The organism is Lactobacillus sp. ESL0680, from assembly GCF_029392855.1.
GTDB lineage: Bacteria > Bacillota > Bacilli > Lactobacillales > Lactobacillaceae > Lactobacillus.
The window spans coordinates 75,585-90,502 of record NZ_CP113945.1 but is presented as its reverse complement, the minus strand read 5'-3'; the positions used below and the strand labels follow the sequence as shown (position 1 = coordinate 90,502).

Annotated in this window: 15 protein-coding genes and 1 riboswitch; of the genes, 7 read left to right on the top strand and 8 right to left on the bottom strand. The window is 38.3% G+C overall.

What is annotated here, in order from left to right; genetic code table 11:
* Positions 1–31: 31 nt before the first annotated feature.
* Complete coding sequence (locus OZX58_RS00450) at positions 32–766, bottom strand: helix-turn-helix domain-containing protein (protein ID WP_277141034.1); 735 nt, start codon at positions 764–766, stop codon at positions 32–34.
* A gap of 162 nt (positions 767–928) precedes the next feature.
* Positions 929–1,627, bottom strand: a complete 699-nt coding sequence (locus OZX58_RS00445) for a TIGR00266 family protein (RefSeq protein ID WP_277130949.1) — start codon at positions 1,625–1,627, stop codon at positions 929–931.
* A 198-nt stretch (positions 1,628–1,825) separates the two neighbouring features.
* Here OZX58_RS00445 and OZX58_RS00440 point away from each other — a divergent pair, with 198 nt between their 5' ends.
* Complete coding sequence (locus tag OZX58_RS00440) at positions 1,826–2,770, top strand: SLAP domain-containing protein (protein ID WP_277141033.1); 945 nt, start codon at positions 1,826–1,828, stop codon at positions 2,768–2,770.
* 13 nt (positions 2,771–2,783) lie between these two features.
* Positions 2,784–4,223 (top strand): SLAP domain-containing protein, encoded by a 1,440-nt coding sequence (locus OZX58_RS00435; protein WP_277141032.1) that lies wholly within the window; start codon positions 2,784–2,786, stop codon positions 4,221–4,223.
* 51 nt (positions 4,224–4,274) lie between these two features.
* On the opposite strand, the gene OZX58_RS00430 is transcribed toward OZX58_RS00435, so the two are convergent.
* The 4 genes from OZX58_RS00430 to OZX58_RS00415 form a co-directional block, all read right to left on the bottom strand.
* Complete coding sequence (locus OZX58_RS00430) at positions 4,275–6,176, bottom strand: BspA family leucine-rich repeat surface protein (RefSeq protein WP_277141031.1); 1,902 nt, start codon at positions 6,174–6,176, stop codon at positions 4,275–4,277.
* Between the two features lie 60 nt (positions 6,177–6,236).
* Positions 6,237–7,154, bottom strand: a complete 918-nt coding sequence (locus OZX58_RS00425; protein ID WP_277141030.1) for an HNH endonuclease signature motif containing protein — start codon at positions 7,152–7,154, stop codon at positions 6,237–6,239.
* 116 nt (positions 7,155–7,270) lie between these two features.
* Entirely contained in the window at positions 7,271–7,411 is a 141-nt protein-coding gene (locus OZX58_RS00420) for a hypothetical protein (RefSeq protein WP_277141028.1), read from the bottom strand.
* Between the two features lie 82 nt (positions 7,412–7,493).
* On the bottom strand, positions 7,494–7,898 hold the full coding sequence (locus OZX58_RS00415; protein ID WP_277141026.1) for an iron-sulfur cluster biosynthesis family protein: 405 nt from the start codon (positions 7,896–7,898) through the stop codon (positions 7,494–7,496).
* Positions 7,899–8,082: 184 nt separating this feature from the next.
* On the opposite strand from OZX58_RS00415, the gene OZX58_RS00410 reads away from it, so the two are divergent.
* The 3 genes from OZX58_RS00410 to htpX all read left to right on the top strand — a co-directional run bounded on the left by OZX58_RS00410 (position 8,083) and on the right by htpX (position 10,763).
* Positions 8,083–9,183, top strand: a complete 1,101-nt coding sequence (locus OZX58_RS00410) for an SLC13 family permease (protein WP_277141025.1) — start codon at positions 8,083–8,085, stop codon at positions 9,181–9,183.
* 106 nt (positions 9,184–9,289) lie between these two features.
* On the top strand, positions 9,290–9,850 hold the full coding sequence (locus tag OZX58_RS00405; RefSeq protein ID WP_277130959.1) for a LemA family protein: 561 nt from the start codon (positions 9,290–9,292) through the stop codon (positions 9,848–9,850).
* A gap of 16 nt (positions 9,851–9,866) precedes the next feature.
* Entirely contained in the window at positions 9,867–10,763 is an 897-nt protein-coding gene (gene htpX, locus OZX58_RS00400) for a zinc metalloprotease HtpX (protein WP_277141024.1), read from the top strand.
* A 45-nt stretch (positions 10,764–10,808) separates the two neighbouring features.
* Here htpX and OZX58_RS00395 read toward each other — a convergent pair whose 3' ends face one another.
* A complete protein-coding gene (locus tag OZX58_RS00395; protein WP_277141023.1) occupies positions 10,809–11,744 on the bottom strand; it encodes a helix-turn-helix transcriptional regulator in 936 nt (311 codons plus the stop codon).
* A 123-nt stretch (positions 11,745–11,867) separates the two neighbouring features.
* Positions 11,868–11,957: riboswitch (TPP riboswitch) on the top strand.
* 48 nt (positions 11,958–12,005) lie between these two features.
* Here OZX58_RS00395 and OZX58_RS00390 point away from each other — a divergent pair.
* Both OZX58_RS00390 and OZX58_RS00385 read left to right on the top strand, forming a co-directional pair.
* On the top strand, positions 12,006–13,361 hold the full coding sequence (locus OZX58_RS00390; RefSeq protein ID WP_277141022.1) for an ABC transporter ATP-binding protein: 1,356 nt from the start codon (positions 12,006–12,008) through the stop codon (positions 13,359–13,361).
* A gap of 9 nt (positions 13,362–13,370) precedes the next feature.
* Positions 13,371–14,024 (top strand): energy-coupling factor transporter transmembrane component T, encoded by a 654-nt coding sequence (locus tag OZX58_RS00385; RefSeq protein WP_277141021.1) that lies wholly within the window; start codon positions 13,371–13,373, stop codon positions 14,022–14,024.
* A 36-nt stretch (positions 14,025–14,060) separates the two neighbouring features.
* On the opposite strand, the gene OZX58_RS00380 is transcribed toward OZX58_RS00385, so the two are convergent.
* Positions 14,061–14,912, bottom strand: coding sequence for an ROK family protein (locus OZX58_RS00380; protein ID WP_277141020.1), 852 nt, complete (start codon positions 14,910–14,912; stop codon positions 14,061–14,063).
* Positions 14,913–14,918: the final 6 nt, after the last annotated feature.

The window sequence follows — 14,918 nt, the reverse complement described above, 5'->3', positions numbered from 1 at the left end:
ACAGGCTTTTATTTTTGATCTTTCTTTTTCATTAATTAAATGGCCACCACGGGAAATTTTTATTCAATCTAGATGCAGGTGCTCCGTCTTTAAACGGCATATAATAATCCAGCATCGTTCCACGCATTTGCATGGGTATTTCACTCTTCTTAACTAAGCGAATTGCATACACATAAGAGCCCTTATGCATCACATACGCCCAGCGGTGCTTTAAGTCGTATTCGCCAGTAGAGAACTTTAGCCACGAACCATGATCGAAAGGATTGTCAGTAACATACGCGTCCACTTTTTGTGGAATTTTAAGCCAAACTTTTTTCTTAGTTTTACCATGCTGCTCAATTCCACGTTCTTTTTTCAATTCAACTTTATCCGGCAAAACAGCATAACCATACTTAATCTCCAAAAATGGATTAAAGCGATCAATCCATTCCACTTGATTTGCTCGATCATAGCCCAAAACACAGAGCCATATCAAAATCACGGCAAAAATACTGCCAATGATTATTAAATAGCGGCGGTATCTCCGCTTATCATTTACATCTGAACTAATTTTCTTAACCATTGCGTTATTGTCTCCTTTCAATAAAGTGTCAAGCGGAACTGCCAACAGATCACTCAGTTCTACCAAAGTGTCCAAATTAGGATAGCTCAATGAATTTTCCCAGCGCGACAGTGTTTGCCTTGTGACATGCAACTTATCTGCCAACTGCTGCTGGGTCAAATTCAATTCTTGCCTTCTTTCACGTAAAACTCGAGCTAATTCCATTTGCACTTTACCTTCCTTTCTAAACAATAACTTAACAAGATATGCCGCAAAAGTAACGCAATTATCATGTTACATCCGCGCCAGAAGCGGCTTAATAGATAAATGTTTTTTAATCAAAAAGAACCAGCTCACGACAAGTTGGTTCTTTTTGACTACAACAATTTATTCGGCTGGTAAAAATTGTCTTACCGAACGAGCCAATTCTTTAAGATTGCTAGTTTGTAAATAAACAACGCCATGACCATAAAAGCTATCAACTAAGCCTTCTCCAGACATAAAACCAAATGACCCACTGGCTGATTCAATTTTATAATCGAGCGAATCTTCCCACGCCAAAACATTATCATTATCAATTTGGAAGTTATTTTCGTCCGTAAGTTCCATTTTGACGATATTACCTGTACCATTAATCAATAATTTGCCCGTTCCCTTGGTATGTAAAATGAAAAAGCCACCGGTTTTGCCAAACACAGCTTTCGATAGGCCCTTTTGTCTGATAGCTTCATAGCCTGTATTTTCATCCGCTGCCAAAAAAGCGCCCGTGTTTAGTCGATATTGGTGCCCTTCAGCCAAAGTCAATTCTTCTATTGCCCCGATCGTGTTAGGAGCTATTCCTACTAATGCGTTATCGCCAGTTGCTTTAACTTCATTAATAATCATGCTTTCTCCTGTGACCTTGCTGCGAGCAACCGAGCGCACTAACCCACCTAAGCCCTTGTGATCGTTAGAATTCATTTTTGCGTGTAATTTTACATTTTGCATATAAGCCATACTGCCACGTTGAATTTTAGCAGTTTCACCATTAGCTAAGGACAATTCAACCAGTGGCGAAAGCCCCTTATTAAAAATTTTGATTTCCATATTATTTTTACTCCTTCAGCCAATATTTTTTGCATTAAATTATATAAAAATATTCATCATTAATTATAACAAAATTGATAGAATAAAAATTAGGCAAATTGATTAGCTAAATGGTCTTAATAGCTATTAAGCTTCTTTACAATGCCACATCAAAGAATTATGCTAACTATAATCAAAATTAAAATATGAGGATGAATTATGAAAAAAAGAAATCATTATTTTTCAATAAAAATCATTGCTGGATTAGCCTTAACACTTATTGGTTACCAATCTACTCAACAGATCACAGCCGCCGAGGAATTAGGTATTGCTGACGAAATTAGTGCTGCCAACCCTGTGGCACAAAAACCAGGGCAAGAAGTTACTATTCCTACAAATACCAACTTAGCCAGCGATACCAATTATGCCAAATTAAGCATTGCCAATTGGCAGTCAATGCCAAACGGGACAGAATTTTCATGGCGTCAAAAGCCATCTACTTTATATAACGGCTTAAGTAAAGGCACAGTCACAGTAGCCTTACCAGACGGAACAAGTAAATCTGTTAGCGTTACTGTTAACATTGCCGGTACTAAACAAGTAAAACTGCATCATGACAGCTATCTTTATGATAAAACGGGACGACAAATTAACGATTTACAGCTTAAAAAGGGATCAATTGCTAATATACTTCAGACGCAAAAGATTAATGGCCATGACTACTATGAGCTTGATGACAATCACTTTTTGCCTGTTACTCCTATCAAAAAAGTTACCAAGCAAATTAAAATCACCAAATCTAAAAAACGCGTGATGCACAGCACATACCTCTATGATGAGAAGGGACATCGCACAAACGGACTAATTTTAAAAGCCGGTTCCCGTGTCAAAATTCACAAAACTGACGAAGATAACAACATTCACATTGCTGCTGGACGCTACTTTTATTTAGTTGGCCAACAACTCTACGTTCCCGTTCGGAACGTTACTGGCTTAGAAACCGAATGGCAAGATAAGCCAATCCCAGTTTATAATTATCATGGTAAACGAGTAGGACAAATTAAGGCACATACTCCCTATCACACATATGGTGATCCGATTAAAGTCAAAGGCAAGCCTTATTACATTGTCGGCAAAGGAAAATTAATTAAAGACTCTATCTAAGATGAGGCACAAAATGAAATTAACGAAAAAACTAAACCTAGTATTAATGACTGCTTTACTTTGCATTAGTCCAATAGTTACTACTATGCCAGCACAAATAACTAGTGCTGCACATATAGAAAAAAACAAATTAGGCTTTATTGGTAGTCCCTACATTTATAAACCAAGTGGCAAACGCTACCGCTACTATAACCAAATCGCCAAGCATCTGTTTACTGATACTGACGGGGATGGGTATAGCTATCTTGACGGTAACGACACGACGCCAATAACTTCTTTTACTGGCAAAACAATTACCATTAAGGGCCAAAAATATTACGAGATTGCCAAAAACGCCTATATTAAGGCAGCTAATGTTCTTACCCTGAACGGTAAAAACATTAAAAAAGGTAAACTAACCCTGAATCATAAATCAAAGCTCTACACTAAAAATGGTCATCAAACTAACAAAGAACTAGCTGCTGACTCAATTATCAGTTATGCTGGCAAAGTTAAAAAGAAGACGACCTGTCCCAAATATTTTTATTATATCGGCACCAATAAATATGCTTACCTGCCAACTAAAAAAATTAACGGTCACGACTATTACGCTCTAAAGAATCACCTTTATGTCAATGCACAAAATGTCGGTACCATTAATGGTGAAATTGCACGCCTTAACGGTGTTACCTATGCCACTGTCACCAAAAGCAGCCGCACACAAACCATTTCTAATGGACTAACAAATCATAAATTAGTTAAAGGACAAAAAATCAAAATTGACATGGCAGTCGCACCTTGGGCAGAAGATTTTGATGGCTATATTTATCATTTACATAACTATCCTAAAGAATATATTGATGAAGGATATATCAAGATTAGAAATGACCTGCCAATCGCTGGTTACAATGACATGGCTTATACTTATTTTAAACCCATTAATGGTAACCAAATTACAACTTACAAAGTAGATGGGTCGACAATAGCTCAAACTCTTACAATCAAAGACAACAATCAACTCACAGTTGACGGTAAGTTCTATCTTTGGGTTGAACACGATCATCAAGCCGAGCTGTTCTACCACATACTGCACTCAGACTCAGATTCCGATCAAACTGCAGATGAAACAATTCCTGATTACAGTAACAGTTTTGTAAAAGCAAGTGACATAAAAATTACCGGTGGTGTTAAACTAGCAAGCCTTAATACTGCTCAAGATGCACAAGCTGATAACGTTATTGCAACAGACGCAAATAAACAAGAGCTGCGACAACTATTTGCAGATGGCCAACAAAATTTAGCAAACGCATATACTGATGCTACATTAAAGCAAAACTACAATAATGCTCTCTCAATTGCCGCAAGTGTTATCCGATCAACTACAGCCAGCCGTGGCGACGTCAAAGAAGCAACTTGGCTGCTTAAAACAACTGAAGATCAATTAAGTGATCTATACTTTGAACCATGGAGTTAAATCCAAAAAAACTAGTAGTCATTAAGACTACTAGTTTTTTATTTTAATATATTATCCATGACTTACAGTCAGTGAGATATTTTTAGGTGCTTGGCGTTTCGGCCCCTTCTTCATCACATATGTTTCTACTGGCCGATGCTTATTAGACTTACGATATAATCGCAATATTTGCTTAACCGTGTATTTTTTCCCACGAGGATGATTGATTGTTCCCTTGCCAACAGCTTGAATGGTCTTGTATCCTTGACCAAATCCCGAATATTTTCTTAACTGGTAATTACCCAATTTTACTGCAAATCTACTAGCAGAACCTGCATCAGTCAATATACTATTATTATTCTGATTAAAATGACTTAAATCTAACTGCTTCAACTTATAATCATATTGAAACATCCCTGCCGTGACGTTTACTTTAGGTAATCTAAAATCACTAAGATCTAATTTAGTTAAACTACTACAATTAGTAAACATGTTTTCGGTTGTTGTAACGTTTTTAGTATTCCAATGATGCAAATTAAGTTGTTTTAAATTAGTGTCATTATTAAACATTCTCGACATTCCAGCTACATTACTGGTGTTTAAATGACTTAAATCCAAACTTGTAATATTTTTATTTTCCGCAAACATCCCTGACATGTTAGTGACATTGCTAGTATCGAATTTGCCAAAATCCAATTGATTCAGGTTAGCAAAATTAGCAAACATGCGCGACATATTTGTTACATGGCTGGTGTTTAACTGCGTTAAGTCTAAATTGGCAATCTTTGCACTTTCAAACATCCTCGACATATCAAGAACATGACTAGTATCAAAATGTGTCAAATCTAACTGGGCAATATCAGCATTGTCAAACATCTCTGACATATTTGTTACACTACTGGTGTTCAATTGCGCTAGGTCTAACTTAGTAAATGTTGCCTTATTAAACATATTACTCATATTAACAACATGACTAGTATTTAAATTGTGCAAATTTATTTCTGCAAGCTTAACTCCCGCAAACATCCCAGACATGTTTGTTACACTACTAGTATCAAATTTAGTTAAATCAAGTCGCGTCAGTTCACTATCGCCATTAAACATATTAGACATATTCGTTACGTGACTTGTATCGATATTAGACATATCAAGTTTAGCCAAATTATGGTCACCACTAAACATACTAGACATATCTGTCACATGACTAGTATTAAGGCTAGCCAAATTGATATTCGCTACCTTAGCATTCATAAACATTCCGGCCATATTAGTGACATTACTGGTATTCAGGTAACTGAGATTCAGAGCTGCCACACCAATTCCAGCAAACATCATCTGCATATTAGTTACACGCTTAGTATCAAATTGACTTAGATCAAGTTGTGTCAATTTACTAGTGCCATCAAACATATTAGACATATTTGTTACCTGGTCTGTCTTAATATTTGCCAAATTCAGATTAGCCAGATTTGAATCCTGGGTAAACATCCCCGACATGTTAACTACACGCTCTGTATTCCAACTACTCAAGTCCAAACTTTGCAAATTCTGATCTTGAGCAAACATGTCAGCCATATTAACTACTTGACTTGTATCAACTTGGTTCAAACCCGTAATTGTTTGCAATTTACCTAAGCCGCTAAATTTATTTTCTGAATTAATCGCTAATTTAACCGGTCCTGCAAATACAAGATGGTTTACTCCACTGATTCCTGACAACTTTTTTGTAAGAGGTGTACTCGAAAGTTGGTCGCCATTTTGACTGGGACTAATTGTTAGGGTCTTAGAAACAATATCGTAACTCCAAGTGCAGTCACCATCTGTCCCTGTCCACATAGCATTATCCCAAGCCCATGAATTGGTGGGCACCGGAGTGGCTTCAGCCGCAGACACAGGCGAACTGCTTGCCAAACCCACCAGGCCTAAATATGTTATTGCCAAGCAAAGTCCTAATTTTCTTATTTTTAACTTCATCGTTATTGCCTCTTTTACTTATAGTTATAAGTATTTTACCAGCTAATTAGCATAAATTTACTAAATAATATCAGTTTTTTTCTGTTCCTCAACTAATTTCCAGCCAGTAATAAAGTGCTGCTCACGTAAATTACACAAGTCACGATAATCGCTCTCCAAGCTATCGATGGCATCCTGCAGCTTTTTATTTTGCTTGCGCATCTCATTCAGTTCCGGATCATTAACAACACCCTTAAGATGCATGGTTGCCGCCAATTTACGTCTCCGCTCTTCAAATTCACCCTTCAAAGTTGCTAATGCATTCTCATACTTAACTAACTTCTGATTAATCTGAGAAATCTGGTCGTTTAGCTGCGTAAATAATTTAAACGGCATATTAGACTTGATCCGATTACATTCCTGACACGACAAGATCAAATTATCTAAGTCATTATTATGCGAGAGTGACACTGGATCCTTATGGTCAACGCTGCGGCCGCGCCGACCGCAATACTGGCAGCGATAATGGTACTTGGCTCGAATACGTTCACGGTCAATGTAATCAACTTCATTTAATTGAAAATCAACTTTTAACCCCAATTGCGTCAAATTATCTGCAAAAGTTAAATCAAGCTGAGGCACAAAGTTATTTTCACCAGTTTCACTGGCGATAACTGCCGCGTTAAAATCATTGCGGGATAATTGCTGCTGGGCTAAACTATTGCCGTCATAATCCTGAATAAAGGCCTCATAACGCTTGCGGTATTCCTTTTTACTTACCAGAAAGTCATGTTCACGATCACTTGCTGATTGACCCACAAAGGTATAGAGCAGCCCTTGCGCAAAAATCTGCACCGCTGAATTAGCAAAATCTTTAGCATCTTGTCCTCTTTGCAAGCAAATATCACAGATACTCGTTAATTTAGGGTTCATCAAACCCTGCTGCTTGAAATGCACGGAGTTCATCCGTAAGCCGCAGCTGCTACATTGAAATTTCACGTTGCCCTTCTCCTTTAGGTTAAAAGTTATCATTATCTCAATTTTACTCAATTTATCGTAAGAAAAAAAGGTAGATTGCAAACTGCAATCTACCTTTTTATTTTATTATTATCAGACTACTTGTTTTCGTCTTCTTTGGCCTTGTTCAAGAAAGCAACAACAGCAGCAACGTGAGCAACACGCTTCTTACCGTTTTTCTTATTCTTAGGTCTTTGGTTTGGTTCACAACCAGTGTTGTAATTTTCACCTTTACGCATAGTACTATACTTCCTTTCAGATTTTCGAAAATCTCACTTAGTTTACCACGTTAAGGGTCATGAATCAAGGTATAACACTAATTTAACAGATTTTGCCTTCCTCTAGGTCCTTTTTAGTTACTGCTGACGGCTGATATTCGTTAATTGAAACCGCGCCATCAATCACACCGCTGTCATCTGCCAAACTCATTGTGGCATTTTTTTCAGAGATAACTAAGTTATTATCTAAATACTGCATTTCTGCAGGGCTAGTAAATAAACTCAAGCCGGCATTATTATTAATTGTAATTGAAAATTCGGGGTCTTTTTGATCCAAAATCACAAATTGAAAGTTAGCCCCAATGGTACAAGTACCGCCAATCTTAGAATATTGGTTAGAACCGTCATTCAGCGCCAACAGTACAATTTGGCCTTGCTTAACGTGGCTCTTAATTCTGGCTGCAGCTTCAGGCTTTATATTCATTTCAATTGTTTCAGAATTACTCATCATAAATCCCCCTTATTTCTTCTACTTACTAAAGTATAGCTTGTGTGCATAAAAGAAAGCAAAATTCCTGCTTAGTAAATTTACATTTTCATAGTCAAAAATTTATCGTTGCACACAGCGGAAAAAAAGCTCAAAATAGAAGTAATGATTATAGATGATTGTAACTTGCGAAAGGGGACATTTTATGACCGTCTTAAAGAAAATTTTTAGTGATAGAATCTTGCAGATTACTGCTATAGTCACAATTATAAGTCTTTTTTTTGCTAGACCGCGACTTGGAGATATCAACTTGCATACTATATTTTCAGTCGCTGCGATGCTAATTATCATTCAAATCTACGCGTACCTGCACGTACTTGATGTACTTGCATACAAATTAACTAGTATCGCTGACAATACACGTAAACTGAATATTCTGTTCACACTTTTAGCAATTATCGCTGGGATGTTTCTGGGTAATGATATAACAGCGCTTACATTAATTCCACTTTATCTTAACATTGCTAAAAGATATGACTTACCGCAAATTTTGCCCGTTACTTTAATCGGAATGGGGGCAAATATCGGTGCGGCATTTACGCCTTGGGGTAATCCACACAATATTTTTCTGGTTAGCAAATATTCAGTCAATGCTCTGACCTTCTTCTCATGGTCACTGCCATATTTGCTTAGTGCATTGGTGATTACATTCATTATTTTTCACTTTATCCCGAGTAAGCAAATTCCTGTTCAAGAAACAAAGCAAATTAATATCAGTATTCGGCCAACCATAATAACGACCATTGTGTTCGCCTTCTTCTTTTTGGGTGTCTTCAAAGTTGTCAATGTTGCTTGGCCAATGCTGGCGGCAATTGTTCTTGCGCTTTTGATTAATCCGCGCATTTTACTTAAAGTCGATTTTGCCTTGCTGCTTACATTTACCTGCTTCTTTATCTTTATTAGCGATATTCAGCAGATTCCAATCATTGTCACGATTATTCATACAATGATTAATTCAGAAAGCTCAACTTACTTTACGTCAATCTTATCCAGCCAAATTATCAGTAATGTGCCGGCCACAATCCTTGTTGGTAAGTTCACGCCATATGCCAAAGCACTCTTCTTAGGAACGAATATCGGCGGTTTCGGCTCACCTATCGGCTCAATGGCCAATATGCTGGTTCTCAAAACCTTCATGCAAAACGGAACTGTCCCTAGGAACGAATTCTTCAAAAAATGGAGCGTTATGCAGTTTATTGGCTTATTTATCCTGATGATTATTGGTTGGCTATTATTGCTTATTTAGTATGCTTGACTTATTTGAATCATGGCACAATGCCATATCCTTTTTTTCTGTCCAAAAAATATATAATCAGTTATAATGAAGCAGTATATATAAGGAGGTTTAACCTATGCCATCATTAACTTGGATAATTCTAATTATCATTGTCTTATTAATCGCTATCTATATTGCTATCTACAATGGTCTTCAAAAAGCCAAAGTTTATACAGATGAATCATGGAGCCAAATCGATGTCCAATTAAAGCGGCGCAACGACCTAATTCCTAACTTAGTTGAAACCACCAAGGGTTACGCTAAGCATGAACAAGAAACTTTAGAAAATGTTGTGCAGCTGCGCAATCAGTTAACTAACGTTCCTAAAGATGACCGCGCCCAAACTTTAAAGGTTTCTAACCAAATATCTGATGCTTTAAAGTCAATTTTTGCTTTGCAAGAAAACTATCCTGACCTGAAGGCCAACCAAAATTTCTTGAAATTACAAGAAGAATTGACCAATACTGAGAATAAGATTGCTTACTCACGTCAGCTCTACAATTCATCAGCAGCCCTTTACGACCAAAAGCTGCTTACTTTCCCATCAAATATGATTGCACGGATCCACGGCTTTAAGAAGGTTGACTACTTACAAGCCAGTGAAGCCGAAAAAGAAGCACCTAAGGTTAAATTTTAAATATTAGGTCACCACTATGTTATTTCAACAAATTGCTCGTAATAAGCGCAAAACTGGCATCATCATGGTCCTGTTTGCCGTGATTTTAGCCCTTGTTGGTGCTGGATTGGGTTACATTTTTAGTAACAGTCCATGGAGCGGTGTAATTATTGCGCTTGTCATTAGCATTCTTTACCTATTTTTTGTCATGCGTGATCCTGCAAATCTAGTCATGAATTTAAATCATGCCCAAGAAGTTAACGAACAGGATAATCCAGAATTATGGCATATCGTCCAAGATATGGCCATGGTTGGCCGGGTACCCATGCCACGCGTGTTCATTATTGATGATCCCAGTCCTAATGCTTTTGCGACCGGCCGTGATCCTGACCACAGTGCTGTTGCGGTAACTCAAGGCCTACTTGACATGATGAACCGTGAGGAACTGGAAGGTGTCTTAGGACACGAAATTTCGCATATTCGCAACTATGATATTCGCTTATCAACAGTTGCCGCGGTTCTGGTTGGGGTAATTTCATATCTATCCGGAATTGCCAGCCGCTATATTTGGTGGTTTGACGATGACCGCGGCAGCGACAAAGACGATGATAACAACGTAGTCATTATTTTTAAAATTGTTGCAATTGTCTTTGTGCTTATTCTTGGGCCATTATGTGCCAGCCTTGCCCAGATGGCCTTGTCGCGTAATCGTGAGTACTTGGCTGATGCTTCATCAGTCGACCTTACCCGCAACCCACAAGGTCTGATTTCTGCTTTAGAGAAAATCGACGGCAGTAAGCCAATGAAAAAGGCTGATCCAAGTAGTGCTGGCATGTATATTGAAGATCCATTGCGTAAAAAGCACGGTTTTACTCATCTATTCGATAGCCATCCGCCGACAGAAGACCGGATCAAACGGCTAGAAAAAATGTAATATCCAAAAAAGACATCTGTTAATTAAACAGATGTCTTTTTTATTTTATTTCAAATTAATATTAGCTTGACGAAACAGCTCTGCACGCATTTGGACCGGCGTTTGATGATAATATTCATTAAACTTTTTATAGAAAAAGGACTTACCATTGTAACCTACCCTGGCAATAATTTCCTTAACCGAAATGTCGGGGCGAGCAAGCAAATTACGTGCTTCCTGCATTCGCCGTTCATCAACATGCTCTACAAAGCTTTTTCCCGTTTTTTGTTTAACTAAGCTAGAAAAATAATTTGGGTTAAAGCCAAAATGTTTGGCAGCCGAATCCAAAGTAATATCGGCAAAATTGGCATCAATATAGCTCTCAAGTGTTACATTCGCAAAGCCTTGCTTCTCTGCTGCGGCTGATTCAAAGCTTTGATTACGGACAGCTGAAACCAGCAACAAGTTTAATTCCGCTGCAGCTACACTTTGGGCAAACAAGTTTTGATTTAAATATTCATCAATTATCTTATTCATTAATTGAGCCGACTTAGAAATTGGCGTTGACTTTAAATATAACAACCGATTGGTCTGTAAACTGCTAATGATTTGCTTAACTGCCTGTTCTTCACGCGGCTCATCATGGACAATATTTCCCAGGAAATATTGTAAATCATACTTAGAATTTAAATCTAGCTTTACCAACACATCAGTCTTAGTTTGCTTTTGCACTTCATAGTCACTCTTGGCCGGCAAAAAGACGATATTCCCTACCTTTAGTGCAAAGTCCTGACCATGAATTTTAATGTTTGACTTGCCGCCAGCTTCATAAAAAATCATCGCATTTGTTGTTTGATAGCGATGAACACCGGTATTATGATTTTCAAGATAGACCCTAAACAAGTCAAAATTGCCTTCTGCTTTCAACCGCAATTCGTTTGTATCACTATTGGTTGAATTTAAAATACTAGCCAAATACTGCGCTAATTTAACTGCTGCCATAGCTTCACCTTCTTATTGTTATTTTAATACTTTTATTATATAGCAAAAATCATATCCACTACCATTTTATTTTCATAAAGTTACAAGGACTAGACAGAAAAAACTCTTTCGTGTACAATCAGTTTGATAACTTTGGGGTGCCGCAAGGCTGAGAGAATACCCGTTGAACCTGCTATGGACAATGCCAGCGAAGGGAAAATGAATGAATTTTTACGTCGTTAGTGCAGCCTGCCCTAGCGACTTTTTTAATTGGTAAAAAGAATGATTACAAGCAAAAATTTAACTTTTTCATACGAACAAAATATTAAAATTATTGACAACCTTAATCTTGAAATTCCCACGGGAAAATTTTCACTCTTAATTGGGCCTACTGGTTGCGGCAAGTCGACTTTACTTAAAATACTTGCCGGGCTCTATCCCAAATACGCGGGTAAACTCAGCGGTTACCTTAATCTTGCCGGGTTAAAATCAGCCATTATGTTTCAAAATGCTGGCGAACAGTTCACCATGGCAACACCACGTGAAGAAATTATCTTCGCTCTTGAGAACTTACAAGTTAAACGTGAAGATTACCAAAAGCACCTAACCGCCGGCGTCGAATTTGCCCAAATTGAAAATCTATTGGATCAAAAAATCAATACAATGTCTGGCGGCGAGCAGCAACGAGTAGCACTTGCCGTTCTCATAGCAATGGATATCGACTTATTCTTGCTAGATGAGCCTTTTGCCAGCTGTGATCCACAAGCGCGGCAATTTTTGATTAGCAAATTGGCGCACTTGCGCGATCAAGGTAAGACCATTATCTTAAGTGACCACGTTTTAGACGGCTATCAAAGCGTCTGTGATTGTCTTTTTGAGTTTAAGGACCATAACGTCAAGCAGCTAGATCCCGCAGCCAAAAAACAACTGCTCCAAACAAGCATGCAAAAAAATAATTATTCATTTGCACTGCCGCAAAATGAGGCCGCTTGTTTTACCCTAAACAAGACACAGCTAACGCAAAATCGCCTTTTGTTAGACCAAAATCAGCTCAATATTATTGCAGGCAAAACCACACTGATTACTGGTGCCAACGGTGTCGGCAAAACCTCACTATTTAACGCGCTAACTAAGATGCTACCTTATAGTGGCAGTTTGACCTATCGCAACCGTGAAATCCGCCAACAAAAGACGCGCAAATACTTACTGCATGTTGCCCAGATTTTTCAGAATGCGACCGACCAATTCTTGAGTGTTACTGTTCAAGATGAAATTAATTTAAGTAAAAAACAGCGAACTAATGACTTTTTTACTGACCAAAAAATCAAGGAAGTTTTAACTGACCTTGGCCTCGACCAGCACCTGGACCAAGTAGTGTATTCTCTTTCTGGTGGCCAACAAAAAAAGCTCCAAATTCTGCTGATGTTAATTGCGGATCAAGATGTATTACTCATTGATGAGCCATTAAGTGGCTTAGACCACCTATCCAGTCAAAAAGTTATGCATCTGCTCAGACAAAGCCAAAAAGAACGCGGTCAGACTTTACTAATTATCAGCCATGAACTTGATGGGTTAGCCGATTGGTGCGACTATCATCTGGTCTTTGCCGACAAGCAGCTGCATTACGTGACTAAGTGAGGTACCTTTATGAATCCTAGTTTTAAATTTATCTTAGCGTTAATTATTTCGCTTGAAATATCGCTAAAAATTAGCCTAACAACCAATTTTGCGATTATTATCTTGGCAATTATCTATTTATTAGTCAAAAAAATTAAGTTAAAGAGCTTACTGCTCCTACTAATAGTGCCGTTTATTGCCGCATTTACGATTTTTGCGACACTTGAATGGTTTACGCCAACACCCGACTTATTTAACGCCCTTGGCTTGTCCAGCCGGATCTACGTTTATATCTTAACCATTAGCTGCGTCACGATCGACACCAGCGCGGAAGAATTAGCACGATCTTTTGAACAGAATTTCCACTTACCAAGCAAATTCGCCTACGGTGTTTTAGCCGCGCTCAATATTGTTCCCCGCATGAAGCAAGCTGTTAAGCAAATTCGGACAGCTGGCATGATGCGGGGGGTTTATCTCAGTTTTTGGTCGCCGGTATTATATTTCAAAGCAATTTTAGTAGCACTTAATTCTGCCGAAAATCTGGCACAAGGTATGGAATCTCACGGTTACCAAGAAGACAAACAGCGGTCGACAATTGTTGCCGTCCTAATTAAGACATCAGACTGGCTCTGGAGTGCCATTATTCTTGTTCTACTTAATCTAGCCTTATTCACATTAAAATAAAAATGCAGCCGAATCACGACTGCATTTTTTATTAACTTAATTTTGAGCTAAGAAATTCAGAGCTGCACCGTAAAGGTTAGCCGAATTATGATACTGGCAAGTCATTACTTCCGGCATAATTCGGGTCATATCGAAATCTGCCAGCTTCTGCTTGAGCCTCTTGGCAACTTCACTGCTGATTTCTGCGCGTGCAGATACGCCGCCGCCCAAAATAAAGGCATCAAAATCAAAAGATACTTGCAAATCATACATGCTGCTTGCCAAAAGATCATAAAAACGATCAAGCAAATTTTGAGCCAATTGATCACCCTGCTCGGCCAGAGCAAATAATTCTTTCCCCTCAACCTCTGTTTTAGTCTGTTCAGAGTAATCATGGGCAGCCTTAACTAAGGTCGCATCCATGCTTAATATCCGCTCAGTGCCGCCTCTCATAAAGCCAAATTCACCGCCGACTAAGTGCGCACCTCGGTACAATTCATGATTAATAAAAATCGCGCCGCCAATTCCAGTTCCGATAACGATGAACCCAACATTATTGAACTTACGGCCATTACCCATCTTAGTTTCGCAAATTCCCGCACAGTTTGCATCATTTTCAATTGCCACGGGCAAGCCAAATTCTTCTTGCAATTCCGCAAAAATTGGCCGCTGGTGCAAATACGGCACCATACTTTTGCCTTCAATTACGCCAGTCTTAATATTGACATCACCTGGCGCACTAATTGCCAGTCCTGTAAAATGCCGATCATCAATTAGTTCATGCATTTTTTCTTTCAAAGCTGTGAAAGTTTTAGGCGTTTTAAAACTCTCCTGCTCAAGAATATGCTCATCTTCATAAATTCCTGTCTTAACGGTGGTCCCGCCAATATCAAAAACTGCTAACTTCATTTTCAA

What these genes read in the sequence shown, in the direction of transcription:
- OZX58_RS00450 (WP_277141034.1), bottom strand. Translation starts at nt 766, where the DNA reads ATGGAATTAGCTCGAGTTTTACGTGAAAGAAGGCAAGAATTGAATTTG.
- OZX58_RS00445 (WP_277130949.1), bottom strand. Translation starts at nt 1,627, where the DNA reads ATGGAAATCAAAATTTTTAATAAGGGGCTTTCGCCACTGGTTGAATTG.
- OZX58_RS00440 (WP_277141033.1), top strand. Translation starts at nt 1,826, where the DNA reads ATGAAAAAAAGAAATCATTATTTTTCAATAAAAATCATTGCTGGATTA.
- OZX58_RS00435 (WP_277141032.1), top strand. Translation starts at nt 2,784, where the DNA reads ATGAAATTAACGAAAAAACTAAACCTAGTATTAATGACTGCTTTACTT.
- OZX58_RS00430 (WP_277141031.1), bottom strand. Translation starts at nt 6,176, where the DNA reads ATGAAGTTAAAAATAAGAAAATTAGGACTTTGCTTGGCAATAACATAT.
- OZX58_RS00420 (WP_277141028.1), bottom strand. Translation starts at nt 7,411, where the DNA reads ATGCGTAAAGGTGAAAATTACAACACTGGTTGTGAACCAAACCAAAGA.
- OZX58_RS00415 (WP_277141026.1), bottom strand. Translation starts at nt 7,898, where the DNA reads ATGAGTAATTCTGAAACAATTGAAATGAATATAAAGCCTGAAGCTGCA.
- OZX58_RS00410 (WP_277141025.1), top strand. Translation starts at nt 8,083, where the DNA reads ATGACCGTCTTAAAGAAAATTTTTAGTGATAGAATCTTGCAGATTACT.
- OZX58_RS00405 (WP_277130959.1), top strand. Translation starts at nt 9,290, where the DNA reads ATGCCATCATTAACTTGGATAATTCTAATTATCATTGTCTTATTAATC.
- htpX (WP_277141024.1), top strand. Translation starts at nt 9,867, where the DNA reads ATGTTATTTCAACAAATTGCTCGTAATAAGCGCAAAACTGGCATCATC.
- OZX58_RS00395 (WP_277141023.1), bottom strand. Translation starts at nt 11,744, where the DNA reads ATGGCAGCAGTTAAATTAGCGCAGTATTTGGCTAGTATTTTAAATTCA.
- OZX58_RS00390 (WP_277141022.1), top strand. Translation starts at nt 12,006, where the DNA reads ATGATTACAAGCAAAAATTTAACTTTTTCATACGAACAAAATATTAAA.
- OZX58_RS00385 (WP_277141021.1), top strand. Translation starts at nt 13,371, where the DNA reads ATGAATCCTAGTTTTAAATTTATCTTAGCGTTAATTATTTCGCTTGAA.
- OZX58_RS00380 (WP_277141020.1), bottom strand. Translation starts at nt 14,912, where the DNA reads ATGAAGTTAGCAGTTTTTGATATTGGCGGGACCACCGTTAAGACAGGA.